Genomic DNA, 24,579 nt, shown 5'->3' with positions numbered 1-24,579 from the left:
CGCACGCCTCTCACAATTTCGGAATAATAGCATTTTGCCCCTGTTTTGCCCGACGAGTCAACGCGCGCCGGGGCCCGCCGGCGTAAGCCATTGATTCCGCACACCCCGGCTACTGTGCATGGGGTTGTTTTTTAGGTTTTGAGTCAAAGGCCTTAGCGCCGCCCGTCAGCCCTGCCGCAATCCCATCCGGAAGGCGCCCCAGTGCTTGCCGCGGATCATGATCGGCGAGGACAGGTCCTTCATCAGCACGAACTGCCCGCCGCCCATGTCGCGGCGATAGGTTTGCAGCAGGAAGGGTTTTGTGTTGGCCGCGACCTTCTTCACTGCGCGGTCGGTGAACAGGCGGCGGTTGCGGCAATTGGCGTTGTTCCAGACCGGGTCCTTGCCCTGCGGCAGGCGGTAGTTCGGATTGTGGGTCGGAAGGTAGCCGCCTTTGGCCCAGGCGACGCAGAACACGATGCGCGGATCGGAGTTCTGGATCGGGTCCTGGATCGCGGGCAGCACGCGGTCGGTGAACTCGACGTAGTTGGTCAGGTACTGCTTCGGATCGGTGCCTGATATCTCGCGGTAGGTCTCGTCCATGAGCTGGTCGAGCGTGATCTCGCCGCGGTCGATCGCAGCTTCGAACTCGGCCGAGATCCGCTTCGCGGTGTCGACGACGATGCGGATCAGCGGCGCGTCCGACGTCTCCACGCCGCTGTCGGCGATCAGCGCGATCAGGCCTTCGGAGACGTCGAGCAGCTTTGCTACCCGCTCGTCGGCGCTTCGGAGGTCGCGCGAGGAGAGGTCGACGCCCTTGGCGAGCTCGTTGAGCTCGCTGATCACGGTGTCGCAGTGGCCGAGATTGGAGGTCGCCGCGCGCGCGACGCCGTCGATCTCGGCTTCGACCGAGGCGAAGCCCTGCTGGACCCGCGAGATGATGCCGGAGATCGCTTGCGCGCCTTCGCCGGCGGTCTTGGCGCGCTGCGAGGCGTCGCTGCTCTCGCCGATCAGGCCTTCGATCTGGCCGTCGAGATCGCGCACGGTGTCGGAGATCTCATGCGTGGCCTGGCGCGTGGCCTCCGCGAGGCTCTTGACCTCGCTTGCGACCACCGCGAAGCCGCGGCCGGCAGTGCCGGCGCGCGCCGCCTCGATGGTGGCGTTGAGCGCGAGCAGATTGGTCTGCTTGGCGATCGCCTCGATCGAGCCGGAGACCTTCGCCACCTGCGCCAGCGCCGCGCCGACCGCGGACAGGCGTGCCTCGATCCGCTCCACCGCGGCGACGAGCTCGGAGATGTGGCTGACCGCGGTGTCGACGGCGCCGCGCGACTGCGCGATCTCGCCGACCGCGGCCGACGTCGTGGTTTGCACCGCCTGCGAGGCATTGGCGATGTCGTGGTTGGCCGAGACCATCGTCTCGGCCGTCTTCTGCAAATGGTGAAACCGTTCCGACTGGCTCGCGACGCGGTTGGCGACGTCCTGGACGTTGCCGGCGATGTCGGCGAGCTCGACGCCGAGACCGCCGATGCGGTCGGCGAGCTGGTCGATCAGGCGTTCGGCCAGCGTCCGGTTGGAGGCAGTGTCCAATACGGCAAGTTGTGCAGAGGACATGTACGGGCTCTCTCCAGTCGGAGCCGTTGATCGGCTCCTTGGCGGCATTCCGATTCCAGATCCGACCTTAGAGGATGATTCGCGCCCGGCGTCTTGCCCAGGAGTGCAGGTGCGTGCAGGTGCGTGCACGCGCGGGAGCGCTACAGCTTGTAGGCCGTGCGGAAGCCGCCCCAGTGCCGGCCCTGCACGCGGATCGGGACGTCGATCTCCCGCATCATCACCGTGTTCCCGTTGCCCATGTCGCGCGCATAGCTCTGGACCAGGTACGATCGCAGGTTGCGCGCGGCGGCCAGCCCCGCCGGATCGTTGAAGAGGCGCCGGTTGCGGCAGTTGGCCGTGTTCCAGGCGACATCGCCCGGCCGCTGCGGGTGCGAATAGATCTTGTTGTGCACCGGCAAGAAGCCGTTGCGGTCGACCATGGCGCAGAATGCCATCCGCGGCTCCCGCGCCAGGAAGGACTCCTGGAACGGCGGCAGGGCGCGGTCGGCCCAGTCGAGATATTTGGTGCGGTATTGCTGCGGATTGGTGCCGGCGATTTCCAAATAGTCCGTGTCGAAGAGGTCGTCGAGCTTGACCTCGCCGCGCGCAACCGCCTTCTCGAATATCTGCGTCAGCGCATTGCCGGCTTCCATGGCACGGGTGACGAACTCGGTGTTCTCCTCATGGATCGACCAGAGCTTGTCCTCGATCTTCTCGTTGAGAGCGGCGGTGGCGCCGACGAATTGCGCGCGGGCGCCGGCCTTGGATTGCTCGATCACGCGCAGGCGGCAGGCGCCGATGTCCTCTAAGCTGCCTTCGATCGTCGCTTGCGTTGCCAGCCGGCTTGCGTCCGCGCCGCCGATCAGCACGCCTTCCATCGCGATTTCATAGACCGGCATCACGGCGCGCGCGGTTTCGAATTTGAGGTGGCAGGGCAGCCGCTCGGTCTTGCGGCGGTCGTCGTGCTCGCTCTGGCGCAGCAGCACCGCGCAGCGCGATTTCAGCTTCTGGGCGAAGGTGGTGACGGCCTTGCCGGCGCTGGCGACGCTCTCGCCATGGGTCTCGGCCGCCTTGGTCGCCGCGTCGATCTCGGCCGCGCTCTCGCCGACCGAGATGATGAACTCCGAGGCGCTGGCGGCATTGCCGGAGACTTCGCTGGTCGTGGCATTCTGCTCGGCGACCGCGCCGTTGACGGTGTCGAACACCGGACGGATCGCCTCGATCGCCTGCGAGATGCGGTGCACGGCGTCCGCCGAACCGGCGGCGTCGCGCTGCAATGCGTCGATCTTCTTCGTGATCTCCTCGGTCGCACTCTGGGTCTGCACCGCGAGCGCCTTGACCTCGGTGGCAACGACGGCAAAGCCTTTTCCGGCTGCGCCCGCGCGCGCGGCCTCGATCGTCGAGTTGAGCGCGAGCAGCGTGGTCTGCCGCGCGATCTGCGCGATCAAATTGACGACGTTGCCGATGGCGGCGGAGGATTCGCGCAGGCGGTCGACATTGGCGCGGGCTTCCTGCGCGGCGGCGCTGGCCTCGTCGGCGAGCTTGCCGGCCGCGCGAACCTGTGCGCCGATGCCTTGCGCGGACTGGGTGAACTTGTCGGCGGCATGGGCGAAGGTGGAGGCGGTGGATTGCGCCGCGTTGGTCCGGCCGGTCAGGGCGTCGGTGCGGTCGCGAATGGCAGCGAGGGTCGCCGCGGTCGCCTCGGCGCCGCCAGCCACCGAATTGGCGGCGCGCTCAAGCTGGCGGATCATGGCGCCGAGCTCGAGTTCCAGCAATTCCAGGATTTCCCGGGCCGAATCACTTTCGGCGGTCGGGGCGGGTGCGGCAGGAGCCGCCGGCTGCGCAGCCTCCGGGGCTGCCGCGGGCGCGGCCGTGTCCGGCAGACGCTTCCGAAATAATCCGAACGCCATCGGGTCTCTCTTGTCGGGGGACGGTCGGGCGCTATTTTCGCACTCCGGAATGAAATCAGGGTTAACGGTGCCCATCTAGGCAGGCGCCGTTACGGCGGCTACCTTTACAGTGCTACCTCAGGCGCAGCCGAGCCCTTTGATTCCGGTGGGTTGGCGGCCTATAAGGCCGCGCTTCCCACGCTCATCTTTGGCTGACGATTTCTCAAGAGACCACGCATGGCCGGACATTCCCAATTCAAGAACATCATGCACCGCAAGGGGCGGCAGGATGCCCAGAAGTCGAAACTGTTCGGCAAGCTGGCGCGGGAAATCACCGTCGCTGCCAAGCTGGGCACCCCCGACCCCGCCATGAACCCGCGCCTGCGCGCCGCCGTGATCGCTGCGCGCCAGGAGAACATGCCGAAGGACAATATCGAGCGCGCCATCAAGAAGGCGCTCGGCAGCGACGGCGAGAACTATGACGAGATCCGCTACGAGGGCTACGGCCCCGGCGGCGTCGCCGTCATCGTCGAGGCACTGACCGACAATCGCAACCGCGCCGCCTCCGACATCCGCTCCTTCTTCACCAAGTCCGGCGGCAATCTCGGCGAAACCGGCTCAGTCTCCTTCATGTTCGACCGCACCGGCATCATCGAATACGACCGCAGCGTCGCCTCGGACGATGCGGTGCTGGATGCCGCAATCGAAGCCGGCGCCGACGACGTCGTGTCCGGCGAGAGCGGCCACGAGATCTACGCCTCCACCGAAAGCTATCGCGACGTCGCCAAGGCGCTGGAAGCCAAGTTCGGCGAGCCGCGCAAGGCTGCGCTGATCTGGAAGCCGCAGAACACGGTTGCGGTCGACGACGAGACCGGCGAGAAGCTCCTGAAGCTGATGGACCTGCTCAACGAGCACGACGACGTCCAGAACGTCTACGCCAATTTCGAGGTGTCGGACGCGCTTGTTGCGAAGATGGGCGGATAGGCCGCTCTCGTGTCCCGGACGCGCTGCAGCGTGAAACGCTGCGGCGCTGGGCCGGGACCCATTCCCCTGTTACTTCCGTTCTGTTTCTGTTTCGCATCCCGCAGCCAGCCGCTATCACTGGCGCATGACCGCGCTCCCGATTCGTGGCCCCGTTCGCATCATCGGCATCGACCCCGGCCTGCGCCGCACCGGCTGGGGCGTGATCGAGGCCGAGGGCAATCGCTTGGCCTACGTCGCCTGCGGCTCGGTGGAACCGCCGGACGATTTGCCGCTGGCGAGCCGCCTGCTCGCGATCCATGAGGGGCTCGCTTCCGTCTTGTCCGATCACCGGCCGGTGGAAGCGGCGGTGGAGCAGACCTTCGTCAACAAGGACGGCGTTGCGACGCTGAAGCTCGGCCAGGCCCGCGGCGTCGCCATGCTGGCGCCGGCAATGTTCGGCATCTCTGTCGCCGAATACGCGCCGAACCAGGTCAAGAAGACGGTGGTCGGCGCCGGCCACGCCGACAAGCAACAGATCGCGATGATGCTGAAGATCCTGCTGCCGAAGGCCGAGCCGCCGTCCGCGGACGCAGCCGACGCGCTCGCCATCGCCATCACCCACGCCCATCACCGCCAGAGCACCGCTCTCAGGCTGAAGGTGGTGGGGATATGATCGGCAAGCTCAAGGGCTTGATCGATTCCTACGGCGAGGATTTCGTCATCCTCGACGTTGGCGGCGTCGGCTATCAGGTACATTGCTCCTCGCGCACCTTGCAGCATCTGCCCTCGCCGGGTGAGGCCGCTGTGCTGTCGATCGAGACCTATGTCCGCGAGGACCAGATCAAGCTGTTCGGCTTCCGCACCGATCAGGAGCGCGAATGGTTTCGCCTGCTCCAGACCGTGCAGGGCGTCGGCGCCAAGGTCGCGCTGGCCGTGCTCGGCACGCTGTCGCCGGCCGATCTCGCCAATGCCATCGCGCTGCGCGACAAGGCCGCGGTGGCGCGAACGCCCGGTGTCGGCCCGAAGGTCGCCGAGCGGATCGTCACCGAATTGAAGGACAAGGCGCCGGCCTTTGCCAATGTCGATCCCGCCGTCGTGCATCTCGCCGGCGCCGTCGACGACCAGCGCGCGCCGCGCCCCGTCGCGGATGCGATCTCTGCGCTGGTCAATCTCGGCTACGGCCAGCCGCAGGCCGCCGCGGCGATTGCATCGGCCTCGCGCAGCGCGGGTGAGGGCGCCGAGACGGCGCAGCTGATTCGATTGGGTTTGAAGGAACTGGCCAAGTGAACAACGGCCAGCGCCTCTCCGAGTGGGGTCAAGGTGCGGCACGCCAGCATTTGCGGCGCCTCGGCCGTATGTTCGTCGTCGTCTTCTGCGGAACACTTTTTGCCGGGTATCTTGCAATGCTGGCGTTCTCGGCATCAGGTTGTTTTCTTAGTCGTGTCATTCGATGCTTTTCGGTCTCGCGCGACCTGATCGGGTTCAGCTGGTTTGCCGTGAAAGGCTTGTTCTTGCCTGCGGCCGTTGTGGCCTTGATGGTTGCAATCTTCCTGCAAATCCGAGGCTCCGTTGTCTGGTGGGACGTTCTCGTTGCAAGCTTGCTTTCGGCGCTGGTGATTGGCTCTGTTGGAAGAGCACTGAGTGAACCGGCTGAGGCATTTGTCTTGCTTGTGGTAAGTTTGATCTTCTTTGCAGGTGCTCAAGCTGCCCTTCTTATCGACAAGCGACTGTGCAGGACTTCCGCATGACCACTCCCCCCCGCATGGTCTCGCCGGAGCGCCGCAGCGACGATGTCGGCGACACCGCGCTGCGGCCGCAATCGCTGTCCGACTTCGTCGGTCAGGCGCAGGCGCGCAAGAATCTCTCGATCTTCATCGAAGCGGCGCGCAAGCGCGGCGAGGCGCTGGATCACGTGCTGTTCGTCGGTCCCCCCGGCCTCGGCAAGACCACGCTGGCGCAGATCGTGGCGAAGGAGCTCGGCGTCGGTTTCCGCGCCACCTCGGGGCCCGTGATCGCCAAGGCCGGCGATCTTGCCGCCCTCTTGACCAATCTCGAAGAGCGCGACGTGCTCTTCATCGACGAGATCCATCGCCTCAGCCCCGCGGTGGAAGAGGTGCTCTATCCCGCGATGGAGGACTTTCAGCTCGACCTCATCATCGGCGAGGGCCCCGCGGCGCGCTCGGTCAAGATCGAGCTGTCGAAATTCACACTGGTCGGCGCCACCACGCGCGCCGGCCTTCTCACCAATCCCTTGCGCGACCGCTTTGGCATTCCGGTCCGGCTCAACTTCTACACGATCGAGGAGTTGGAGAGCATCGTCAGCCGCGGCGCGCGCGTGCTCAACGTCGGCATGAGCGCCGATGGCGCCAATGAGATCGCGCGCCGCGCCCGCGGCACGCCGCGCATCGCCGGCCGCCTGCTCCGCCGCGTGCGCGATTTCGCCTCGGCGGCCGATGCCGACAAGATCGACCGTAAGATTGCCGACCATGCGCTGAGCGCGCTCGAGGTCGATGCCGCAGGGCTGGACGCGATGGATCGGCGCTATCTCTCGACCATCGCGCTCAACTATGGCGGCGGACCGGTCGGCGTCGAGACCATGGCTGCGGCCTTGTCGGAGCCGCGCGACGCCATCGAGGACATCATCGAGCCCTATCTGATCCAGTGCGGCTATCTGCAGCGCACGCCGCGCGGCCGCCTGCTGACCTCGCACGCCTTCCGCCATCTCGGTCTCGCCGAGCCCTCGCGCGATGCGGCGGCGCAGTTCGGCCTGTTCGGCACGGATGACAGCGACGAGTGATCTGCCGAACCTCGCGCTGTTCCGGCTTGATGAATTTCCGTTAACCTCGTGCAGACGATCTGCACGAACGCACCCCAATTCCGCTCCAATCGGATATCATCAAGGCGCCGCATCATCATCGGGCTTCCATGATCACGCGCCGTCATCTTATCCGTTCCATTGGCGGTCTGTCCGCCCTCGGCGTCTCGACCGCAGCCTACGGCGTCGGTGTCGAGCCGGTGCTGCGCCTTCGCGTCACGCGCTATCATCCGATGCCGCGGCAGTGGCCGGCGGATTTTCCGCTGAAGATTGCCGCCATCGCTGACATCCATGCCTGCGATCCCTGGATGTCGCTGGAGCGCATCGAGGGCATCGTCGACCGGACCAACGCGCTGAACGCCGATCTCATCGTGCTGCTCGGCGACTATGTCGCCGGCCTTCACCACGTCACGCGCTTCATTCCGTCGAGCGAATGGGCAAGGGTATTGGGGCGCCTGAAGGCGCCCCTCGGCGTTCATGCCGTTATGGGCAACCACGACTATTGGGATGACAGAACCGTGCAGCGGGCCGGGCACGGGACGACCATCGCACATCGGGCGCTGGAGACGGCCGGCATTCCCGTCTACGAGAACGATGCTGTGCGTCTTACCAAGGACGGCCGTCCGTTCTGGCTTGCCGGCCTCGGCGATCAACTGGCCTTCCTGCCGGCGCGGCGCTTCCGGAGCATGGCGCACTTCGGTGCCGACGATCTCAACGCCACGCTGGCCAAGATCACCGACGATGCGCCGGTCATTCTGCTCGCGCACGAGCCCAATGTCGCTCCGCTCGTGCCCGCGCGCGTCGCGCTGCAATTGTCCGGCCATACCCATGGCGGCCAGGTTCGCCTGCTCGGCTGGTCGCCGGCCGTCGCGCCCAAGAACGGTCTGCGGCTCGCCTATGGCCATTTCCGCCTGAAATGCGATCTCATCGTCTCCGGCGGCCTCGGTTGCAGCATCATGCCGCTCCGCTTCGGCGTGCCGCCTGAGATCGTCGAGGTGACGCTGGGAAGGTCAGGACCGGTCGTGTCCTAACACGCTTGCGCGTCCGGCTGTTTTTGCGCAAAACGTGCCGGTTACCGACCAGCGAAGAGGCTCCGGACGTGACAGCTCATCTCGACGGCGAGATCCGCGACGGCCGCCACCACATGCAGGTCCGGGTCTATTACGAGGACACGGATTTTTCCGGCATCGTCTATCATGCCAATTACCTGCGCTACATGGAGCGCGGACGCACCAATCATCTCAGGCTGATGGGTGCCGAGCAGCAGGTGCTGTTCGAGCAGACCGAGACGGACGGCGCGGGCTTCGCCTTCGTGGTGCGCTCGATGCATCTGGACTTCCTGAAGCCCGCGCGAATGGACGACGTGCTCGACGTCGTGACCTGGCCGGTCGCGGTGAAAGGGGCGTCAATCATGCTGGCGCAGGAGGTGCGGCGCGGTGATGACGTGCTGGTGAAAGCCGAGGTCCGCGTTGCCTTCATCAGCGGCGGCCGCGCCCAGCCGATCCCGAAATCGATCCGCCAACTGATGAAGGCCGATCTGGTTTCGTGATCGCTCGATAGCGGATCGCCTATCGACTCCGCCGATTGCGACGATACATTCGCGGTCCCGATCACCGATGAGGCCACCATGTCGCGCCCGCCGCTTCCACCCTTCACCCGCGAGACCGCCGCGCAAAAGGCCCGGATGGCCGAGGACGCCTGGAATTCACGCGATCCGGTGCGGGTCTCGCTCGCCTATACCGAGGACAGCCGCTGGCGCAACCGTTCGGAAGTGTTTCAGGGCCGCGAGGCCATCGTCGCCTTCCTCACCCGCAAATGGGAGAAGGAGCAGGATTACCGCCTGATCAAGGACCTCTGGGCCTTCGACGGCAGCCGCATCGCGGTGCGCTTCCAGTACGAATGGCACGATGCAAGCGGCCAGTGGTACCGCTCCTACGGCAACGAGCAATGGGAGTTCGACGAGCACGGCCTGATGAAGCGGCGCGAGGCCTCGATCAACGACATCGCCATTGCGGAGAAGGATCGCCGGTTTCACTGGGCGGCGCCGGGCCCGCGGCCGGCCGATGTGCCGGGGCTGGGAAGCGAGCCGTTCTGAAATTAACAAAGCGACCGCTGCTTCACCCTCTCCCCTTGCGGGAGAGGGTGGCTCGCCGCATAGCGGCGAGACGGGTGAGGGGTCTCTCTCCTCACGAGCAGTCCGGCGAATGGATAGAACCCCTCATCCGGCGCTTCGCGCCACCATCTCCCGCAAGGGGAGAAGGGAAGACGAGTGCGTCTCGAGCTTCGTAGTCAGGTGCGCTTAGCCAGAAACCGCGTAATCGCCCCGCCGAGCTTCGCATTATCCATCGGCTCCGCCAGCGACGCCCTCGCCGTGGCAACGACATCCTCAGGTGCCTTGCCATCGCGCAGATCGCAGCACACTTGCGCGAACCCGACATCGAATTCCGGATGCGGCTGCACTGTCAGCGTCGCGCCATTGGCATAGAGCAGGCCGGCATGCGGGGTGAATTCGGAGGAGAGGATCGTCAGCGCATCGCTTGGCGGCTCGATCACCTGGTCCTGATGCGAGGCGGCGACCGCGACCGCTTCACCGTCGATGACGCCGTTCTCCGGCAGCACCTGATAGACATGCCGGCCGATGCCCCAGCCCTGTTCTGATTTGCGCACGGTGCCGCCGAGCGCCTGCGCGATCAGCTGGTGGCCAAAGCAGACACCGACCATCGGTGTCTTGTTGGCGTAAGCCGTTCGCACGAAATCTTCCAGCGGCGCGATCCAGTCGAGCCCGTCATAGACCCCGGCCGCCGCGCCGGTAATGAGGATGGCCTCGAGCTTGCTCGGATCGGGCAGCGCATCGCCGCTGGGGATGCTGACGACCTCGATCGTCGCGGCCGGCTCCTCGGCGCGGATCATGCGCGCGAACATGTCCGGAAATGAACCGTGGCGCTCGCGGTATTTTTGCGGCACCTCTCCGGTCTCGATGATGGTGATGCGTGCCATGGGCCTCCCGGTCAAAAGGTTGCGAAGCTCAGCCGCTTTCTGCCCCATGTTGCTGGTGCGGCGCTGCCCGCTCGAGCAGAGCGCTCTCCTTGCGGATCTCGTTGAGAAAGGCCTTGGCCAGACGCGACAGCGGCTCGGCTTCAGACCATAGCATATAGGCGATCGCCTGCGTCGTCGGCGAGAACGGACGGACGACGAGGCCGCTGCCGCCGTTCTGCCGCGGCGAGAAAGGATCGACCACCGCCGCGCCGACGCCGGCGGCGGCCAGCACGCAGGCCGTGTTGCAGTAGCGCACCTCGATCGTCGGCCGGAACGGCGCGCCGGCGCGGGCAAAGCTGTCGCGCACGGCTTCGCCGAGCCGCGTGCCGCGTTCGAGCCCGATGAAGGGTAGGCCGGAGAGATCGGAAGCGGAGATCATCGGCCGGTCGGCGAGTGGATGCTGTGGCGGCAGCACGCAGACCATCTCGCCGGTGTGCACCACCTCATGCGCGATGCCGGGATGATGCGTGAGGCCGAGCGCGAAGCCGAGCTCGGCGACGCGGCTCAGCACACCCTCGATGATGCCCTCGTAGCGCCGTACGTCGAAGAACACCCGCGTCTCCGGGCGGCGTCGCAGGAAGCCCGACAACGCGGACGGAATGATGCTGTAGGCGAGCGGCGGCGTCGCCACGATGGCGAGATGCCCGGACCGGTTCTCGCGCAAATCGCGCATGCGGTTCTCGAGCTTGGCGTGCAGCGCGAAGATCGCCTCGCTCTCCTTGTAGAGCGCCATCGCTTCGGCGGTTGGAAACAGCCGGTTGTTGACGCGCTCGAACAGCGCAAAGCCCGCCTGCGCCTCCATCGTCTTCAGCGCGTTGCTGACCGCCGGCTGCGACAGCGCCAGCTCGTCCGCCGCCGCCACCGTGGTGCGGTGGCGGATCACGGCGCGAAGGATCTCGAGCTGACGCAGGTTCATATCACTGCCGATTATAGTCAGGGCCAAAACATCATAGCAACGCGAATTGATTTTGCAGCAGTGCTTGCCCGTAATGGCAGCCGATTTGCACGTCGCATCAAAGGGTTCGTTCGCCCATTGAGGCAGCACTGCGCACAGATTGGAGGCAATCTTGGTTCGTGTCCTTCGCGCCGCCGCCGCTCAGATGGGGCCGACGCAAAAAGCCGATACGCGCGAGCACACGTTGTCGCGGATGCTCGACATGCTGGAGGAGGCGGCCGGTCGGGGTGCGAGTCTTGTGGTGTTTCCGGAGCTCGCCTTCACCACCTTCTTCCCGCGCTGGCTGCTCGAAGGCGAGGCCCTCGACCGGTATTTCGAGCGCAGCATGCCGAACCCCCAGGTGGCAAAGCTATTCGATCGCGCACGTGCGCTCCGCGTCGGCTTCTATGTCGGCTATGCCGAGCTGACGCCGGAGGGGCGGCGCTACAATTGCTCCATCCTGGTCGATCGCGACGGCGAGGTTCTCGGCCGCTATCGCAAGGTGCATCTGCCGGGCTCGGTCGAGCCGCGTCCGGGCGCGCGCTACCAGCAACTCGAGAAGCGCTACTTCGAATATGGCGACCTCGGCTTTCCCGCCTTCCGCGCCGGCTCGTCCTGGGCCCATGCCATCATGGGCATGATGATCTGCAATGATCGTCGTTGGCCGGAATCCTGGCGCGTGCTCGGTCTGCAAGGCGTCGAGCTCGTCTGCATCGGCTACAATTCGGCGGCCTACGATCCCAACGGCGGCACGACCGAAGACGGAGCCTTGCGCACCTTCCACTCGACGCTGGTGACGCAGGCCAACGCCTACATGAACGCGACCTGGGCGATTTCGGTGGCGAAGGCGGGCGAGGAGGACGGGTCCGGCCTGATCGGCGGCTCCTGCATCGTCGATCCCAACGGCCGCATCGTCGCGCAGGCTCAGACGCTGGCCGACGAGGTGATCGTCGCTGACATCGATCTCGACCTCTGCCGCCAGGGCAAGGACAAGATGTTCAACTTCGCCGCCCACCGGCGGCCCGAGCAATACAGGGTGATCACCGAGCGTGCCGGCATCATCGAGCCGGCCGTTCTCGACGCAGATTGACCAACGGCCGGTCGCAGCATTGGCAAAAGGAGCTGACATGACACGCCTCTCGTATTTGCTTGCCTGCGCAGCGCTGGCCGCGGCGACGTCGGCGCGAGCCGCCGAGCTGCCGGCGGAGATCAAGCAGGCCGGCACGCTGAAGCTCACGGTCAACTCCACCTACGCGCCGATGGAATATCGCGATCCCGCAACCAACGAGCTGGTCGGGCTCGACATCGATCTGGCGAAAGAGCTCGCCAAGCGGCTTGGCGACCTCAAGATTGTCTGGAGCGAGACGCCGTTCGCCGAGCTGATCCCCTCGCTCCAGACCAAGCGCGCCGACTTCATCATTTCCGGCATCTCTGATCGTGCCTCGCGGCGCGAGACCGCGGATTTCGTCGATTACCTCGCAACCGGACCGCAGTTCTTCGTGACGGCGGACAGCGCGGCCAAGGACGCCACCGATCTCTGCGGCAAGAAGGTCGGCACCACCCGCAGCACCAGCTTCCCGGTCGAGATCGAGAAGTGGAGCAAGCAGAATTGCGAGCCGGCCGGCAAGCCCGCGATCCAGTACGTTCCGGGCGAGAATTCCATCGACGTCCGCAACCAGCTCAAGCAGGGCCGCATCGACGCCGCCGTGCAGGGCAGCGAGACGTTGCCTTATGCGCAGCAACAGGAGCCCGGCAAGTATCGCATCGTCGGCGAGCCCTTTGCCAGGGGCTATCAGGGCATCATGTTCCGCAAGGACGATGCCGCCTTGCGCGAAGTCGTGACCGAGAAACTCGCGGCGATGATCGCTGACGGCTCGTACAAGGCCATTCTCGACAAATGGGGCCTAGGGACAAATGCAGTCGCCCAGCCCATGCTGAACGCGGCGCCGCAATGAAGCCCGCGCCGGCACTCGCGCAAGGATTTCCCGACCTGTCAGGCCTGCGGATCGCGCGCGAGCCGCACTGGTTTCGCTGGATCAGCGCGGCCCTGATCGTCCTCGTGCTGGCGGCGATCGCGCGCGCCTTTGCGAACGGCCAGATCGAATGGTCCTATGTCAGCCGCTTCCTGACCGCAAAGGTCATCCTCGAAGGCATCGTCAACACCATGGTGATGGCGGTGCTGGCGATGATGCTCGGCATCTTCCTCGGCATCGTCGTCGCGATCATGCGGCTGTCGCCCAATCCGGTGCTGAAGTCGGTCGCCGCCGGCTACACATGGCTGTTTCGCGGCACGCCACTGATCTTGCAGCTGCTGCTGTGGTTCAACCTCGCGCTGGTGTTTCCGACCATCGGTATCCCCGGCCTGTGGTCTGCACGCGCCGTCGATGTCATGACGCCGTTCCTTGCCGCGCTGCTCGGGCTCGGCATCAACCAGGGCGCCTACACCTCCGAAGTCATGCGCGCCGGCATGCTGTCGGTCGATATCGGGCAATATGAAGCGGCGCAGGCGATCGGCATGGGACGGCTGCGCGCGTTGCGCCGGATCGTGCTGCCGCAGGCGATGCGCGTGGTGATCCCGCCGCTCGGCAACGAGTTCATCGGCATGGTGAAGGCGACTTCGCTCGCCAGCGTGATCCAGTATCCGGAGCTGCTGCACAATGCCGAGAACATTTACTACGCCAACTCGCGCGTGATCGAGCTCCTGATCGTCGCGGGGCTCTGGTACCTGCTCGCGGTCTCGATCCTGACACCGCTCCAGATGTTGCTCGAACGCCGCTTTGCGCGCGGCACATTGCGGCTGGCGCGATGACAAAGCCGCTCGTCGCGATCCGCTCCGTAGCCAAGAACTTTGGAGAGTTTCAGGCTCTCAAGAACGTCTCGCTCGACGTCTGGCCCGGCGAGGTGATGTGCCTGATCGGCGCCTCCGGCTCCGGCAAGACCACGCTGCTCCGCTGCATCAATCAGCTCGCCACGATCGATGCCGGCGGCATCTGGCTCGACGGCGAACTGCTCGGAGTGCGCGAGCAAGGCGGGAAGCTCCATCGCCTCAGCGAGCGCGAGATCGGGCGGCAGCGGCTCAAGACAGGCATGGTGTTCCAGCGCTTCAACCTGTTTCCGCACAAGACCGCGCTGGAGAACATCACGGAAGGCCCGACCCAGGTGCAGGGGCGGAAGCCGGATGAGGTGCGCGCCGAGGCGACCGAGCTGCTTCGGCGCGTCGGATTGTCGGCCAAGGCCGACTGGTATCCGGCGCAGCTCTCCGGCGGCCAGCAGCAGCGCGTCGCGATCGCGCGGGCGCTCGCCATGAAGCCGATGCTGATGTTGTTCGACGAGCCCACCAGCGCACTCGATCCCGAGCTGGTCGGCGAGGTGCTCGCGGTCATGAAGGAGCTGGCGCGAAGCGGCATGACCATGATGGTGGTGACGCACGAGCTCGGCTTCGCCCGCGAGGTCGCCGACCGCGTCGTCTACATGGACCAGGGCGCGATCGTCGAGCAGGGCCGGGCCTCCGACGTGTTGGGCGCGCCGCGCGAGGAGCGCACCAAGGCATTTCTTTCGGCAGTGATCTGACATTGGGGGTATGGTGATGAAGAGATTCTTGCTTGCGGCGGCGTTCCTGGGCGCCATGAGCGTGTCGGCAATGGCGGCCGAACTGCCGCCTGAGATCGTAAAGCGCGGCAGCATCAAGGTCGCGGTGGTGCCGAACTATCCGCCGATGGAGTTCCGCGATCCCGCCACCAACGCGCTCTCCGGCTTCGACGTCGATCTTGGCGAGGCGATCGGCCGCAAGCTCGGCGTCAAGATCGAATGGACCGAGACCAGCTTTGCCGAGTTCATGCCCTCGATCTCGACGGGGCGGGTGGATGCGATCCTGTCCGGTTTCACCGACTATGCGAGCCGGCACGAGGTCGCGACCTTCGTCGATTATTTGCGCAGCGGCCCGCAGTTCTTCGTGCAGGCGTCACGCAAGGCGGAATTCAAGGATGCGACGTCGCTGTGCGGCAAGAAGGTCGGCGCCAGCCGACGCACCATGTTCCCGGCCCAGATTGCGGCGTGGAGCGAGAAGAATTGCGGCAGCTCTCCGATCCAGTTCGTCGGCACCGACGGCTCGGCCGATGCACGCACCCAGCTGAGGCAAGGCCGCATCGATGCCGCCGCCCAGGGCAACGAGACGCTGCCCTACATCATGGACCTCGAGCCCAACACCTATGCGACCGTGGGCGCGCCCATCGCACAGCAATTTACCGGCATTGCTCTGCCGGTGAAGGAGAAGGCATTGCAGCAGGCAATGCTGGAGGCGGTCGACGCGCTGATCGCGGACGGCACCTACAAGACGCTGTTGGCGAAGTGGAAATTGAGCGACAACGCAATCGAGAAGGCGACCATCAATGCTGGACAGTAAGGCACTCCAGAGCATTCCGCTCGTTCCGGCCAACACCGCGGATCCCGCGCCCGAATATCCGTGGCCGAAGCCGTACACATCCGCGATGTTCCTGTCGTTCGACGTGGACGCCGAGAGTGCCTGGACCAGCAAGGACGCAGGTCATGCGCAGCGGCTCATCACCATGAGCTATGGCGGCTATGAGGCGCGCGTCGGCACGCCGAAACTCCTGGAGTTGCTCGACCAGCTCGATCTCAAGGCGACGTTCTTCGTCACGGGGTGGTCGGTCGATGCGCATCCGGCGATGGCGGAGTCCATCCTCAAGGCCGGTCACGAGATCGGCCATCACGGCTATCACCATCTGCTGCCAGATCCCGGCGATCCCTGGATCGAGGAGGAGCTGGAGCGCGGCTTCGAGGCGCTGAAGCGCCGGCTCGGCGTCAAGCCGACCGGCTATCGCGCGCCCTATGGCGAGTTCACGGAGGAGCTGCGCGTCGCGCTGGTGCGGCACGGCATCGTCTACACGTCTTCGTTCCGCGACGACGTCAGGCCCTATCGCCATCGCCTCGCCGACGGCAAGCCCGGCACGATCGAGCTGCCGGTGACCGCGAGCTATGACGACTGGATGCACGGCCTGTCCGCGCGCTTCAGTCCGCGCTCGATCTTTCCGAAGGAGCACGTGCTCTCGATGTGGAAGGACGAGCTGGATGAGGTCCGCGACTGGGGCGCGATGGTGACGACGGTGCTGCACCCCCAATGCAGCGGCCGCCCGATGCGGCTGCGCCTGCTGCGCGAATTCCTGACCTACGCAAAATCGTGCCCTGATGTCTGGATCACCACTGGCGAGAACATCGCGGAGAACTTCCTGCGCCACGAAGCGGGTCACCGCTAATGTCGATCTCCCGCCGTTCGCTCCTCAAGGCCGGCGCGGCGCTGCCGGCGCTGTCGCTGCCGGGCATCGTCCGCGCTGAATCGCAATCCACGCTGCGCTTCATCCCCGTCATCGATCTCGCCTTCGTCGATCCCATCTATTCGACGGCACAGGTGTCGCGAAACCACGGCTTCATGGTCTACGACACGCTGTACGGCATGAGCTCCTCGCTCCAGGTCTCGCCGCAGATGCTGTCGGGCCACGCCATCTCCGCCGACCAGCTGCAGTGGGACCTCACGCTTCGTGATGGTCTGTTCTGGCACGACGGCGAGCGTGTGCTCGCCCGCGATTGCGTTGCCAGCATCCGCCGCTGGGCCGCGCGCGACGGCTTTGGCGGCGAGCTGATGGAGGCGACCGCCGAGCTCTCGGCTGCCAACGACCGCACCATCCGTTTCCGTCTGAAGCGTCCTTTTCCGCTGCTGCCGCAGGCGCTCGGCAAGGCCGCGATCAATGCCTGCTTCATGATGCCGGAGCGGCTGGCGAGCCAGGATCCGTTCAAGCCGCTCACCGAGGTGATCGGCAGCGGCCCGTTCCGCTATCTCGCCGACGAGCGCGTACAGGGCGCGCGCAACGCCTATGCCAAATTCGAGCGCTATCAGCCGCGCACCGACGGCAAGCCGGACTGGACCGCGGGGCCGAAGATCGTGCACTACGATCGCGTGGTCTGGACGACGACGCCCGATGCCGGCACCGGCGTCGCCGCGCTCCAGACCGGCGAGCAGGATTGGCAGGAGACTACGCCGCACGATCTGCTTCCGGTGATCAAGGCGGCCGGCGATATCGAGACGCGCATCCTCGATCCCCGAGGCTACGCCTGCATGCTGCGCCTCAACCACCTGCAGCCGCCGTTCGACAATCCCGCCATCCGCCGCGCGCTCCTGGGTGCGATCGACCAGTCCGCATTCATGACCGCCGTCGCCGGCACCGATCCGGCGTTCCAGGTCTCACCGGTCGGCTATTTCGCACCCGGCACCCCGATGGCAAATGAGGTCGGCCTCGACGTGTTCCGCGGCCCGCGCGACTACGCCAAGGTGAAGGCCGACCTGAAAGCCGCGGGCTACAACGGCGAGAAGATCGTGCTGCTCGTTCCGACCAACTCGCTGGCGCAAAAGCCGCTTGGCGAGATCGCGGTGGACTCGTTGCGCAAGGCCGGCATGAACGTCGAATATGCCGGCCTCGATTTCGCCGTGGTGCTGCAGCGCCAGCTGAAGAAGGATCCGCTTCCGCAGGGCGGCTGGAGCGCCGCGGTCGGCAACTGGCAGGGCATCGACTGGCTCAACCCGGCCGGCAACACCAACATTCGCGGCGAAGGCAAGGTCGCCGGCTGGTACGCGAGCACGAAGATGGGCGAGTTGCGCAGCCAGTGGCTGGCGGCCTCCGAACTCGCCGAACAGCAGCGCATCTGCCGCGAAGTCCAGAGGGTGGCGTTCGAGGAAATCCCCTATATTCCGATCGGCCTCTACAAGCAGCCGACGGCCTATCGCAAGGCCATCACCGGCATTCTCGACGGCACCGCCGTGTTCTGGAACGTGCGCCCCGCATGAGCACCACAGCAATCTTCGGCAGCTATGTGCTGTCACGGAAAGACGGCGCGCAGGACGTGCTGCGCGACCGCTGGGTTCTGGTCGAAGGCAAGAAGATTGCAGCGATCACACGCGACAAGCCGCGCGCCGATCGGGTCTATGATCGTCCGGGCCGCTTCGTCCTGCCGGGCCTGCTCAACCTGCACAATCATTGCTTCTCGGAAGCGGTGGCGCGCAGCCACACCGAGGACGGCAATGGCCGCAAGAACAACCAGAGCATCGTCTACACGGTGCTGCTGCCGCTGACCAAGCGCGGCGCCGATATCCTGTCGGCGGAAGAGCGCCTTGCGGTGGCGCGGCTCGGCATCCTCCAGCTGCTCAAGGGCGGCGCCACCACGGTGATGGAGCCGTTCCGCAACTCGATCCCCGAGATGTTCGACGCGGCGGAAAAGATGGGCATCCGCTTCTACGGCGCGCCCTATCTGTTCTCGACCTCCGACGCCAAGGCCGGGCCTGACGGTGTGGTCCAATATTCCGGCGATGACGGCGCTGCGGATATGGCGGCGTGGGACGCGCTCTATCAGCGCTGGAATAATCGCGGCGACGGCCGCATCAGTCTTGCGATGAGCCCGCACGCCACCGACACCTGCGGCCCCGATCTCTTGAAAGCCTGCGCCACGCGGGCGCGCGAGCTCGGCGTTCCCATCACCACGCACATGGCGCAGAGCCGCGCCGAGGTCGAGACCATCGGCAAGCGCTATGGCGGCCGCACGCCGGCAGAATATCTGGACTGGCTCGGCCTGCTCGCGCCGGATCTGATGGCGGCGCACTGCATGTTCAGCAGCGATGACGATCTCAAGCTGATGGCCGCGCGCGGCATGACCGTCTTGAACTGCCCGCGCGTGTTCGCGCGTGCCGGCATCACCGCGGCGTTCAGCCGCTTCGCCGCGCACGGCGTGCGCACCGTGGTCGGCACCGACGGCTACAACATGGATCTGCTCGGCGAGCTCAATGCGGCGTCGCTGATCTCCAAGATCATTTCGGCGCGCCCTGACGTCGCGAACTCACCCGAGCTGATCGAGGCGAACACGACGGTCGCCGCCGACGTCATCAAGCGGCCCGATCTCGGCCGCATCGAGCCGGGCGCGACCGCAGATCTCACCGTCGTCGATCTCACCCATCCGCATCTGCAGCCGCTGTTCGACCCGCGCCGCGCGCTGATCGCACTCGCCAACCGCGCCAATATCGATCAGGTCATGGTCGATGGCCGCGTGCTGGTCGATGAGGGGCGCTATCTCGGCGCGGATGAAGCTGCGATCATTGCGGCGGGCACCGCCGCGATCGGCAAGATCTGGGATCTGCCGGAGGCGCAGGCCGCGTTCAGTGGTTGAGTGCCGCTGGTGCCACGAAGACGGTGCGCTCCCTCTCCCCGCTTGCGGGAGAGGGCAGGGGAGAGGGCTCTCTCCAATCGGGGACACTCCCCGTGTTGAGAGAACCCTCTCCCGGCGCTACGCGCCGACCTCTCCCGCAAGCGGGAGAGGTTGAAGCGAGCCTGTAGCTGCACTGTTCGAACCGAAGCCCTAATCCTCAAACTCCACCAGCGCCTTGCGCATGGTCTCGACCAGGTCCAGCGCCACCGGGGACGGGCTGCGCTGCGCCGGAAAGACCGCGGAGAATTCGAAATCGATGCGCGGCAGGAAGCGGCGCACGACGACGCCGCGCGTTGCAAATTCCTGCGCCGTGAAGGGATCGCAGATCGCGACGCCGAGGCCTGACGACACCATGCCGCACATGATTTCCGACAGCGTGGTCTCAACCCGCAGCACGCGGCGGACATCGTGGCGGTGGAAGACCTGGTCGACGAGATGCCGACTCGACGATCCCGCCGACAGCGAGATGAAGGTCTCGCCCTCGAAATCGCGCGGCTCCAGCACTTCCTTCTCCGCGAGGCGATGACCGGTCGGCAGCACTGCGACGCGCGCCGGCGCCGGCAGTCTCTGGCTCGGCAGACCGGAATGCGCGATCGGCACCTCGGCAAAGCCGACGTCACATTGATTGTTCAGCACCCAGTCGACCACGATCGGCGAGATGACACCGAAGAAGGCGAGGTTGAGGTTTGGCCGCTCCTTCAGGAAGTGACCGGTGAGCCGCGGCAGATAGCCGTTCGACAGCGCCGGCAGTGCTGCGATGCGTAGGGAGCCCGTGCGCCGGCCGCGGATTTCTTCCGCCGCCGCAGTGATGCGTTCCAGCCCGACGAAGGAGCGCTCGACTTCGGTATAGAGCGCCATCGCCGCGGCGGTCGGCACCAGGCCGGTGCCGCGCCGTTCGAACAGCTCCATTTTGAGCAGGGCCTGGAGGTCGCGCAGCAAGCGGCTGACGGCCGGCTGCGTCACCTTCATCAGCGCCGCCGCCTCGGTCACACTGCCGGTCAGCATCATCGCGCGGAAGGCCTCCACCTGCCGCGAATTGATCCGCGCCATTCCACCACCCAATCATAACATTTCGGCATGCAGAGGGTGCCATTATTCATTGGACGATGGAAGCTTGGGTCTGCGATCTTTTTCATCAGGACTGGAGACAGCCCGCTTTTTCGGCAGATTGGAGGTGTTCAACCCTCCAGATCGCGCCAAAACCCGCCGAATGGGGGCCGGAGCCCTGATCGGAGAGTGATTCGCGCGGAAGGAAATGCGGCAACGCGCTTCAGCCAGCGAGACTCGTCGGCACGTCACCTCATTCCGGTATTGGAGATCGGTCCACATGAAGACTCTTCGCCTTCTGACCGCGGTCAGCATCGCAGCGCTCATTGCCGTCCCCTCGGTCGCCTCGGCCCAGCAGAAAACGCTCTACGTCGCCGGCTATGGCGGCTCGTTTGAGAAGACCATCCGCGACGAGGTGATCCCGGCCTTCGAGAAGGAGAACGGCGTCAAGGTCGAATACGTCGCCGGCAATTCCACCGACACGCTGGCCAAGCTCCAGGCGCAGAAAGGCAACCAGCAGATCGACGTTGCCATCGTCGATGATGGCCCGATGTACCAGGCCATCCAGCTCGGCTTCTGCGGCAAGCTCGACGGCTTGCCCGCCGATCTCTACGACACTGCACGCTTCAAGGACGATCGCGCGGTTGCGATCGGCATCGTCGCCACCGGGCTGATGTACAACACGAAGGTGTTCAAGGAGAAAGGCTGGGCGCCGCCGACCTCGTGGAACGACCTGAAGGACACGAAATACGCAAAACAGCTCGTGATTCCACCGATCAACAACACCTACGGTCTCGAAGCGCTGGTGATGCTGTCGAAGATGAACGGCGGCGGCGAGACCAACGTCGAGTCCGGCTTCAAGATCTTCAAGGAGCAGATCAATCCGAACGTGCTGGCCTATGAGCCGTCGCCGGGCAAGATGACCGAGCTGTTCCAGTCCGGCCAGGCCGTGATCGCGGTATGGGGCACCGGCCGCGTGCAGAGCTTCGCCAATACCGGCTTCCCCGTCGACTTCGTCTACCCGAAGGAAGGCGCAGCGACGCTGCTGACCACGGCGTGCCCGATCAACAAGCCCAATGCTTCGCCGCTGGCTGCGAGCTTCGTCAAGATGCTGCTCGATCCGAAAACCCAGCTCGTGATGCTGAAGGACTACGGCTACGGCCCGGTGCTGAAATCGCTGGTGATCCCGCCCGAGCTCGGCAAGATGGCGCCGATCGGCGAGCGCGCGGCCAAGCTCTACAATCCGGACTGGACCGTGATCAACGAGAAGCGCGAGGAGTGGACCAAGCGCTGGAATCGCGAGGTCGAACGCTGATCGGTCGCCGCGGAGACAGCGTCATGGCCTATCTCGAGCTCGATCGGGTCGCAAAGCAGTTCGGCACGCAGACTGTGGTCGATGACTTCAGCCTGTCGGTGGGGAAGGGGGAGTTCATCTCCTTCCTCGGCCCGTCCGGCTGCGGCAAGACCACGACGCTGCAGATGATCGCGGGCTTCCTCGATCCGACGCGCGGCGCGATCCGCCTTGAGGGCAAGGACCTGACCGCGATCCATCCGGCAAAGCGCGGCCTCGGCATCGTGTTCCAGAGCTACGCGCTGTTTCCGCACATGACCGCGGCGGAGAACGTCGCCTTCGGCCTGGAGATGCGTGGCGTGCCGCGCGCTGAAAGGTCCGAACGCGTCCGCGCCGCACTCGCGATGGTGGGCCTCGCCGGATACGAGGATCGCCATCCGCGCCGCATGTCCGGCGGCCAGCAGCAGCGCGTGGCACTGGCGCGTGCGCTGGTGATCAAGCCCAGCGTGCTGCTGCTCGACGAGCCGCTGTCGAACCTCGACGCCAAGCTGCGCGAGGAGATGCAGATCGAGCTGCGCCAGATCCAGCGCACCGTCGGCACCACCACGATCCTGGTCACGCATGACCAGAACGAGGCGATGTCGCTGTCGGATCGCATCGTGGTCATGAGCCAGGGCAAGATCGAGCAGATCGGCACGCCACAAGAGACCTATGAAAGGCCGGCCTCGGCCTTCGTCTCGCAATTCCTCGGCAAGACCAACGATTTTGCCGGAACGATCGACCGGACCGTCGCGCCGACGCAGTTGGTGGCCGGCTCCTGGCGCGCACCGGCGCCGGCTGGGCTCGGCGGTCCCGTCACCGTCAGCGTTCGCCCCGAAAGAATCGGCTTTGGCGATACAGGGCTCAGCGCAAAAATCATCACGCGCATCTTCCAGGGCAATCACTGGCTGTTCCAGTGCGACAGTGAATGCGGCCCGGCGATCGTGATCCGCCAGAACGACGGCAAAGCGCAGCCGGCCGAAGGGGACGCGGTTCGCCTCACCTGGCGGCCCGAAGACATGAGCGTTCGCGTGAGGGCCGGCGCATGAGCATGGCGGCCGAGGAGCGCAGCCTGCGCGCGCCGTGGGTGCTGACCGCACCCGCCTTGATGCTGTTCGTCGGCGTGCTGCTGATTCCGCTGGCGATGACGGTAATGCTGTCATTCCACGATTGGGGCCAGTACAAGGGCATCGAGCCGGTCTTCATCTTCAAGAACTGGCACGAGATCGCGACCGATCCCTATTACGCCGAGATGTTCTGGCGGACCTTTCGCATCGCGATTCTGACCACGCTGCTCACCGCGCTGCTCGGCGCGCCCGAAGCCTATATCCTCAACCGCATGAGCAGCCGCTGGAAGAGTTTTTTCCTACTGGTCATTCTCGGGCCGCTCTTGATCTCAGTGGTGGCGCGAACGCTGGGCTGGGCCCTGCTGTTCGGTGGCAACAACGGCCTCGTCAACAAGCTGCTGATGTCGCTCGGGCTGATCGGCTCCCCCATTCCCTTCATGTTCACCGAAACAGGCGTGGTGATCGCGCTCGCGCATGTGATGATGCCGTTCATGGTGCTGTCGGTATGGGCCGCCCTCCAGCGGCTCGATCCGCAGATCGAGAATGCTGCGATGTCGCTCGGCGCGGGCCCTGCGACCATCATCCGCCGCATCATCATGCCCCAGATCATGCCGGGCGTGCTGTCGGGCGCCATCATCGTGTTCTCGCTCTCGGCCAGCGCCTTCGCAACGCCGGCGATCATCGGCGGCCGCCGGCTCAAGGTCGCGGCAACGCTCGCCTATGACGAATTCCTCAACACGCTGAACTGGCCGCTGGGCGCTGCGGTCGCAACGCTGCTGCTGGCCGCATTGGTGCTGATCGTCGTCGGCAGCAACGCACTGATCGAACGCCGCTATGCGGAGGTGTTCCGATGAGCCGGAACGGTCCGCTCGCGCTGATCTTTCACACCATCTTCGTCATCGTCATGGTGGCGCCGATCCTGGTGGTCTGCCTCGTCGCCTTCACGCCTGAGGGATACCTGTCGCTGCCGACCAACGGCTTCTCGCTGCGCTGGTTCAGGACCATTGCGAACTACCCCGAATTCATTCACGCCTTCTGGGTCAGCCTCGGCCTTGGCGCGTTGTCCTCCCTCGTGGCACTGCTGTTCGCGGTGCCGGCGGCGCTGGCGATCTCGCGCTATCGCTTCCGTGGTCGTGATGTGCTGGCGGCGCTGTTCCTGTCGCCGCTGATGATCCCGCATGTGGTGCTCGGCATCGCCTTCCTGCGCTTCTTCACTTCGGCCGGTCTCGGCGGTAGCTTCGCGGCGCTGATCGTCGCGCATGTCATCATCGTGTTCCCGTTCGCGCTGCGGCTGACGCTGGCGGCGGCGACCGGCATGGACCGCACGGTCGAGATGGCGGCGGTCTCGCTCGGCGCCGGCGGCTGGACGCTGTTCCGCCGCGTGACCTTGCCGCTGATCCTGCCCGGCGTGATTAGCGGTTGGGCGCTCGCCTTCATCCAGTCCTTCGACGATCTCACCATGACCGTCTTCCTTGCTGCGCCCGGGACCGAGACGTTGCCGGTCCGCATGTTCCTTTACATCCAGGACAACATCGATCCGCTCGTGACGTCGGTCTCGGCCTGCGTGATCGCAATCACCATGGCCGCCCTCATTTTGCTCGACCGCTTCTACGGGCTCGACCGTGTGCTCGCTGGCAAGGGCGATACGGGACGATAGGAGAACT

At 65.4% G+C, this 24,579-nt stretch carries 25 protein-coding genes; 20 read left to right on the top strand and 5 right to left on the bottom strand.

Annotated elements, in window-relative coordinates; translation table 11 throughout:
- Positions 1-165 precede the first annotated feature (165 nt).
- Positions 166-1,590: a methyl-accepting chemotaxis protein gene (locus I6F31_RS07155; protein ID WP_225146413.1), complete on the bottom strand. Its 1,425-nt coding sequence runs from the start codon at positions 1,588-1,590 to the stop codon at positions 166-168.
- Positions 1,591-1,730: 140 nt separating this feature from the next.
- Positions 1,731-3,479 carry a methyl-accepting chemotaxis protein gene (locus I6F31_RS07150; protein WP_225146414.1) on the bottom strand — a complete coding sequence of 583 codons (1,749 nt, stop codon included), beginning with the start codon at positions 3,477-3,479 and terminating at the stop codon, positions 1,731-1,733.
- Positions 3,480-3,695: 216 nt separating this feature from the next.
- On the opposite strand from I6F31_RS07150, the gene I6F31_RS07145 reads away from it, so the two are divergent.
- The 8 genes from I6F31_RS07145 (at position 3,696) to I6F31_RS07110 (ending at position 9,331) form a co-directional block, all read left to right on the top strand.
- Positions 3,696-4,442: a YebC/PmpR family DNA-binding transcriptional regulator gene (locus I6F31_RS07145; protein ID WP_225146415.1), complete on the top strand. Its 747-nt coding sequence runs from the start codon at positions 3,696-3,698 to the stop codon at positions 4,440-4,442.
- A 124-nt stretch (positions 4,443-4,566) separates the two neighbouring features.
- On the top strand, positions 4,567-5,094 hold the full coding sequence (gene ruvC, locus I6F31_RS07140) for a crossover junction endodeoxyribonuclease RuvC (protein ID WP_057028112.1): 528 nt from the start codon (positions 4,567-4,569) through the stop codon (positions 5,092-5,094).
- Positions 5,091-5,708 (top strand): Holliday junction branch migration protein RuvA, encoded by a 618-nt coding sequence (gene ruvA, locus I6F31_RS07135; RefSeq protein WP_035998377.1) that lies wholly within the window; start codon positions 5,091-5,093, stop codon positions 5,706-5,708. Before ruvC ends, ruvA begins: the two co-directional genes overlap by 4 nt.
- Entirely contained in the window at positions 5,705-6,169 is a 465-nt protein-coding gene (locus I6F31_RS07130; RefSeq protein WP_035998380.1) for a hypothetical protein, read from the top strand. Before ruvA ends, I6F31_RS07130 begins: the two co-directional genes overlap by 4 nt.
- The gene (ruvB, locus tag I6F31_RS07125) at positions 6,166-7,218 is read left to right on the top strand and encodes a Holliday junction branch migration DNA helicase RuvB (RefSeq protein WP_035998383.1); all 1,053 of its coding nucleotides are present in this window, start codon (positions 6,166-6,168) and stop codon (positions 7,216-7,218) included. The genes I6F31_RS07130 and ruvB overlap by 4 nt, the downstream gene beginning before the upstream one ends.
- A 128-nt stretch (positions 7,219-7,346) precedes the next feature.
- Positions 7,347-8,267 (top strand): metallophosphoesterase, encoded by a 921-nt coding sequence (locus tag I6F31_RS07120; protein ID WP_225146416.1) that lies wholly within the window; start codon positions 7,347-7,349, stop codon positions 8,265-8,267.
- A 68-nt stretch (positions 8,268-8,335) separates the two neighbouring features.
- Complete coding sequence (gene ybgC, locus I6F31_RS07115) at positions 8,336-8,785, top strand: tol-pal system-associated acyl-CoA thioesterase (protein ID WP_197960645.1); 450 nt, start codon at positions 8,336-8,338, stop codon at positions 8,783-8,785.
- 78 nt (positions 8,786-8,863) lie between these two features.
- A complete protein-coding gene (locus tag I6F31_RS07110) occupies positions 8,864-9,331 on the top strand; it encodes a nuclear transport factor 2 family protein (protein ID WP_036021747.1) in 468 nt (155 codons plus the stop codon).
- A gap of 194 nt (positions 9,332-9,525) precedes the next feature.
- Here I6F31_RS07110 and I6F31_RS07105 read toward each other — a convergent pair whose 3' ends face one another.
- Both I6F31_RS07105 and I6F31_RS07100 read right to left on the bottom strand, forming a co-directional pair.
- On the bottom strand, positions 9,526-10,233 hold the full coding sequence (locus I6F31_RS07105; RefSeq protein ID WP_225146417.1) for a type 1 glutamine amidotransferase: 708 nt from the start codon (positions 10,231-10,233) through the stop codon (positions 9,526-9,528).
- A gap of 28 nt (positions 10,234-10,261) precedes the next feature.
- Complete coding sequence (locus I6F31_RS07100; RefSeq protein ID WP_225146418.1) at positions 10,262-11,188, bottom strand: LysR family transcriptional regulator; 927 nt, start codon at positions 11,186-11,188, stop codon at positions 10,262-10,264.
- Positions 11,189-11,339: 151 nt separating this feature from the next.
- Between I6F31_RS07100 and I6F31_RS07095 the strand changes: the two genes are divergently transcribed.
- From I6F31_RS07095 to I6F31_RS07060, 8 genes are read left to right on the top strand one after another with little or no spacing between them, the layout of a single operon-like run.
- Positions 11,340-12,296 carry an N-carbamoyl-D-amino-acid hydrolase gene (locus I6F31_RS07095; protein WP_225146419.1) on the top strand — a complete coding sequence of 319 codons (957 nt, stop codon included), beginning with the start codon at positions 11,340-11,342 and terminating at the stop codon, positions 12,294-12,296.
- 37 nt (positions 12,297-12,333) lie between these two features.
- Positions 12,334-13,161 (top strand): ABC transporter substrate-binding protein, encoded by an 828-nt coding sequence (locus I6F31_RS07090; RefSeq protein ID WP_225146420.1) that lies wholly within the window; start codon positions 12,334-12,336, stop codon positions 13,159-13,161.
- Positions 13,158-14,015: an amino acid ABC transporter permease gene (locus tag I6F31_RS07085; protein ID WP_036041414.1), complete on the top strand. Its 858-nt coding sequence runs from the start codon at positions 13,158-13,160 to the stop codon at positions 14,013-14,015. The genes I6F31_RS07090 and I6F31_RS07085 overlap by 4 nt, the downstream gene beginning before the upstream one ends.
- Positions 14,012-14,776 (top strand): amino acid ABC transporter ATP-binding protein, encoded by a 765-nt coding sequence (locus tag I6F31_RS07080; RefSeq protein WP_057028105.1) that lies wholly within the window; start codon positions 14,012-14,014, stop codon positions 14,774-14,776. The genes I6F31_RS07085 and I6F31_RS07080 overlap by 4 nt, the downstream gene beginning before the upstream one ends.
- Before the next feature lie 16 nt (positions 14,777-14,792).
- Entirely contained in the window at positions 14,793-15,608 is an 816-nt protein-coding gene (locus I6F31_RS07075; protein WP_035998422.1) for an ABC transporter substrate-binding protein, read from the top strand.
- Positions 15,595-16,479: a polysaccharide deacetylase gene (locus tag I6F31_RS07070; protein ID WP_225146421.1), complete on the top strand. Its 885-nt coding sequence runs from the start codon at positions 15,595-15,597 to the stop codon at positions 16,477-16,479. Before I6F31_RS07075 ends, I6F31_RS07070 begins: the two co-directional genes overlap by 14 nt.
- Positions 16,479-18,062: an ABC transporter substrate-binding protein gene (locus I6F31_RS07065; RefSeq protein WP_225146422.1), complete on the top strand. Its 1,584-nt coding sequence runs from the start codon at positions 16,479-16,481 to the stop codon at positions 18,060-18,062. Before I6F31_RS07070 ends, I6F31_RS07065 begins: the two co-directional genes overlap by 1 nt.
- Complete coding sequence (locus tag I6F31_RS07060) at positions 18,059-19,432, top strand: amidohydrolase family protein (protein ID WP_225146423.1); 1,374 nt, start codon at positions 18,059-18,061, stop codon at positions 19,430-19,432. Before I6F31_RS07065 ends, I6F31_RS07060 begins: the two co-directional genes overlap by 4 nt.
- Before the next feature lie 189 nt (positions 19,433-19,621).
- Here the strand turns inward: I6F31_RS07060 and I6F31_RS07055 are convergent, their stop codons facing one another.
- The gene (locus tag I6F31_RS07055) at positions 19,622-20,521 is read right to left on the bottom strand and encodes a LysR substrate-binding domain-containing protein (RefSeq protein WP_225146424.1); all 900 of its coding nucleotides are present in this window, start codon (positions 20,519-20,521) and stop codon (positions 19,622-19,624) included.
- A gap of 277 nt (positions 20,522-20,798) precedes the next feature.
- On the opposite strand from I6F31_RS07055, the gene I6F31_RS07050 reads away from it, so the two are divergent.
- From I6F31_RS07050 to I6F31_RS07035, 4 genes are read left to right on the top strand one after another with little or no spacing between them, the layout of a single operon-like run.
- Positions 20,799-21,833, top strand: a complete 1,035-nt coding sequence (locus I6F31_RS07050) for an ABC transporter substrate-binding protein (protein WP_225185193.1) — start codon at positions 20,799-20,801, stop codon at positions 21,831-21,833.
- A gap of 23 nt (positions 21,834-21,856) precedes the next feature.
- Positions 21,857-22,897 carry an ABC transporter ATP-binding protein gene (locus tag I6F31_RS07045; RefSeq protein ID WP_035998437.1) on the top strand — a complete coding sequence of 347 codons (1,041 nt, stop codon included), beginning with the start codon at positions 21,857-21,859 and terminating at the stop codon, positions 22,895-22,897.
- A complete protein-coding gene (locus I6F31_RS07040) occupies positions 22,894-23,769 on the top strand; it encodes an ABC transporter permease (RefSeq protein ID WP_225185192.1) in 876 nt (291 codons plus the stop codon). The genes I6F31_RS07045 and I6F31_RS07040 overlap by 4 nt, the downstream gene beginning before the upstream one ends.
- Positions 23,766-24,572 carry an ABC transporter permease gene (locus I6F31_RS07035; RefSeq protein WP_035998443.1) on the top strand — a complete coding sequence of 269 codons (807 nt, stop codon included), beginning with the start codon at positions 23,766-23,768 and terminating at the stop codon, positions 24,570-24,572. The genes I6F31_RS07040 and I6F31_RS07035 overlap by 4 nt, the downstream gene beginning before the upstream one ends.
- Positions 24,573-24,579: the final 7 nt, after the last annotated feature.

It is taken from the genome of Bradyrhizobium sp. NBAIM01 (assembly GCF_020194115.1).
Taxonomy (GTDB): domain Bacteria; phylum Pseudomonadota; class Alphaproteobacteria; order Rhizobiales; family Xanthobacteraceae; genus Bradyrhizobium; species Bradyrhizobium yuanmingense.
This window is presented reverse-complemented; position numbering and strand designations above follow the sequence as displayed.

What these genes read in the sequence shown, in the direction of transcription:
- I6F31_RS07155 (WP_225146413.1), bottom strand. Translation starts at nt 1,590, where the DNA reads ATGTCCTCTGCACAACTTGCCGTATTGGACACTGCCTCCAACCGGACG.
- I6F31_RS07150 (WP_225146414.1), bottom strand. Translation starts at nt 3,479, where the DNA reads ATGGCGTTCGGATTATTTCGGAAGCGTCTGCCGGACACGGCCGCGCCC.
- I6F31_RS07145 (WP_225146415.1), top strand. Translation starts at nt 3,696, where the DNA reads ATGGCCGGACATTCCCAATTCAAGAACATCATGCACCGCAAGGGGCGG.
- ruvC (WP_057028112.1), top strand. Translation starts at nt 4,567, where the DNA reads ATGACCGCGCTCCCGATTCGTGGCCCCGTTCGCATCATCGGCATCGAC.
- ruvA (WP_035998377.1), top strand. Translation starts at nt 5,091, where the DNA reads ATGATCGGCAAGCTCAAGGGCTTGATCGATTCCTACGGCGAGGATTTC.
- ruvB (WP_035998383.1), top strand. Translation starts at nt 6,166, where the DNA reads ATGACCACTCCCCCCCGCATGGTCTCGCCGGAGCGCCGCAGCGACGAT.
- I6F31_RS07120 (WP_225146416.1), top strand. Translation starts at nt 7,347, where the DNA reads ATGATCACGCGCCGTCATCTTATCCGTTCCATTGGCGGTCTGTCCGCC.
- I6F31_RS07110 (WP_036021747.1), top strand. Translation starts at nt 8,864, where the DNA reads ATGTCGCGCCCGCCGCTTCCACCCTTCACCCGCGAGACCGCCGCGCAA.
- I6F31_RS07105 (WP_225146417.1), bottom strand. Translation starts at nt 10,233, where the DNA reads ATGGCACGCATCACCATCATCGAGACCGGAGAGGTGCCGCAAAAATAC.
- I6F31_RS07100 (WP_225146418.1), bottom strand. Translation starts at nt 11,188, where the DNA reads ATGAACCTGCGTCAGCTCGAGATCCTTCGCGCCGTGATCCGCCACCGC.
- I6F31_RS07090 (WP_225146420.1), top strand. Translation starts at nt 12,334, where the DNA reads ATGACACGCCTCTCGTATTTGCTTGCCTGCGCAGCGCTGGCCGCGGCG.
- I6F31_RS07085 (WP_036041414.1), top strand. Translation starts at nt 13,158, where the DNA reads ATGAAGCCCGCGCCGGCACTCGCGCAAGGATTTCCCGACCTGTCAGGC.
- I6F31_RS07080 (WP_057028105.1), top strand. Translation starts at nt 14,012, where the DNA reads ATGACAAAGCCGCTCGTCGCGATCCGCTCCGTAGCCAAGAACTTTGGA.
- I6F31_RS07075 (WP_035998422.1), top strand. Translation starts at nt 14,793, where the DNA reads ATGAAGAGATTCTTGCTTGCGGCGGCGTTCCTGGGCGCCATGAGCGTG.
- I6F31_RS07070 (WP_225146421.1), top strand. Translation starts at nt 15,595, where the DNA reads ATGCTGGACAGTAAGGCACTCCAGAGCATTCCGCTCGTTCCGGCCAAC.
- I6F31_RS07065 (WP_225146422.1), top strand. Translation starts at nt 16,479, where the DNA reads ATGTCGATCTCCCGCCGTTCGCTCCTCAAGGCCGGCGCGGCGCTGCCG.
- I6F31_RS07060 (WP_225146423.1), top strand. Translation starts at nt 18,059, where the DNA reads ATGAGCACCACAGCAATCTTCGGCAGCTATGTGCTGTCACGGAAAGAC.
- I6F31_RS07055 (WP_225146424.1), bottom strand. Translation starts at nt 20,521, where the DNA reads ATGGCGCGGATCAATTCGCGGCAGGTGGAGGCCTTCCGCGCGATGATG.
- I6F31_RS07050 (WP_225185193.1), top strand. Translation starts at nt 20,799, where the DNA reads ATGAAGACTCTTCGCCTTCTGACCGCGGTCAGCATCGCAGCGCTCATT.
- I6F31_RS07045 (WP_035998437.1), top strand. Translation starts at nt 21,857, where the DNA reads ATGGCCTATCTCGAGCTCGATCGGGTCGCAAAGCAGTTCGGCACGCAG.
- I6F31_RS07040 (WP_225185192.1), top strand. Translation starts at nt 22,894, where the DNA reads ATGAGCATGGCGGCCGAGGAGCGCAGCCTGCGCGCGCCGTGGGTGCTG.
- I6F31_RS07035 (WP_035998443.1), top strand. Translation starts at nt 23,766, where the DNA reads ATGAGCCGGAACGGTCCGCTCGCGCTGATCTTTCACACCATCTTCGTC.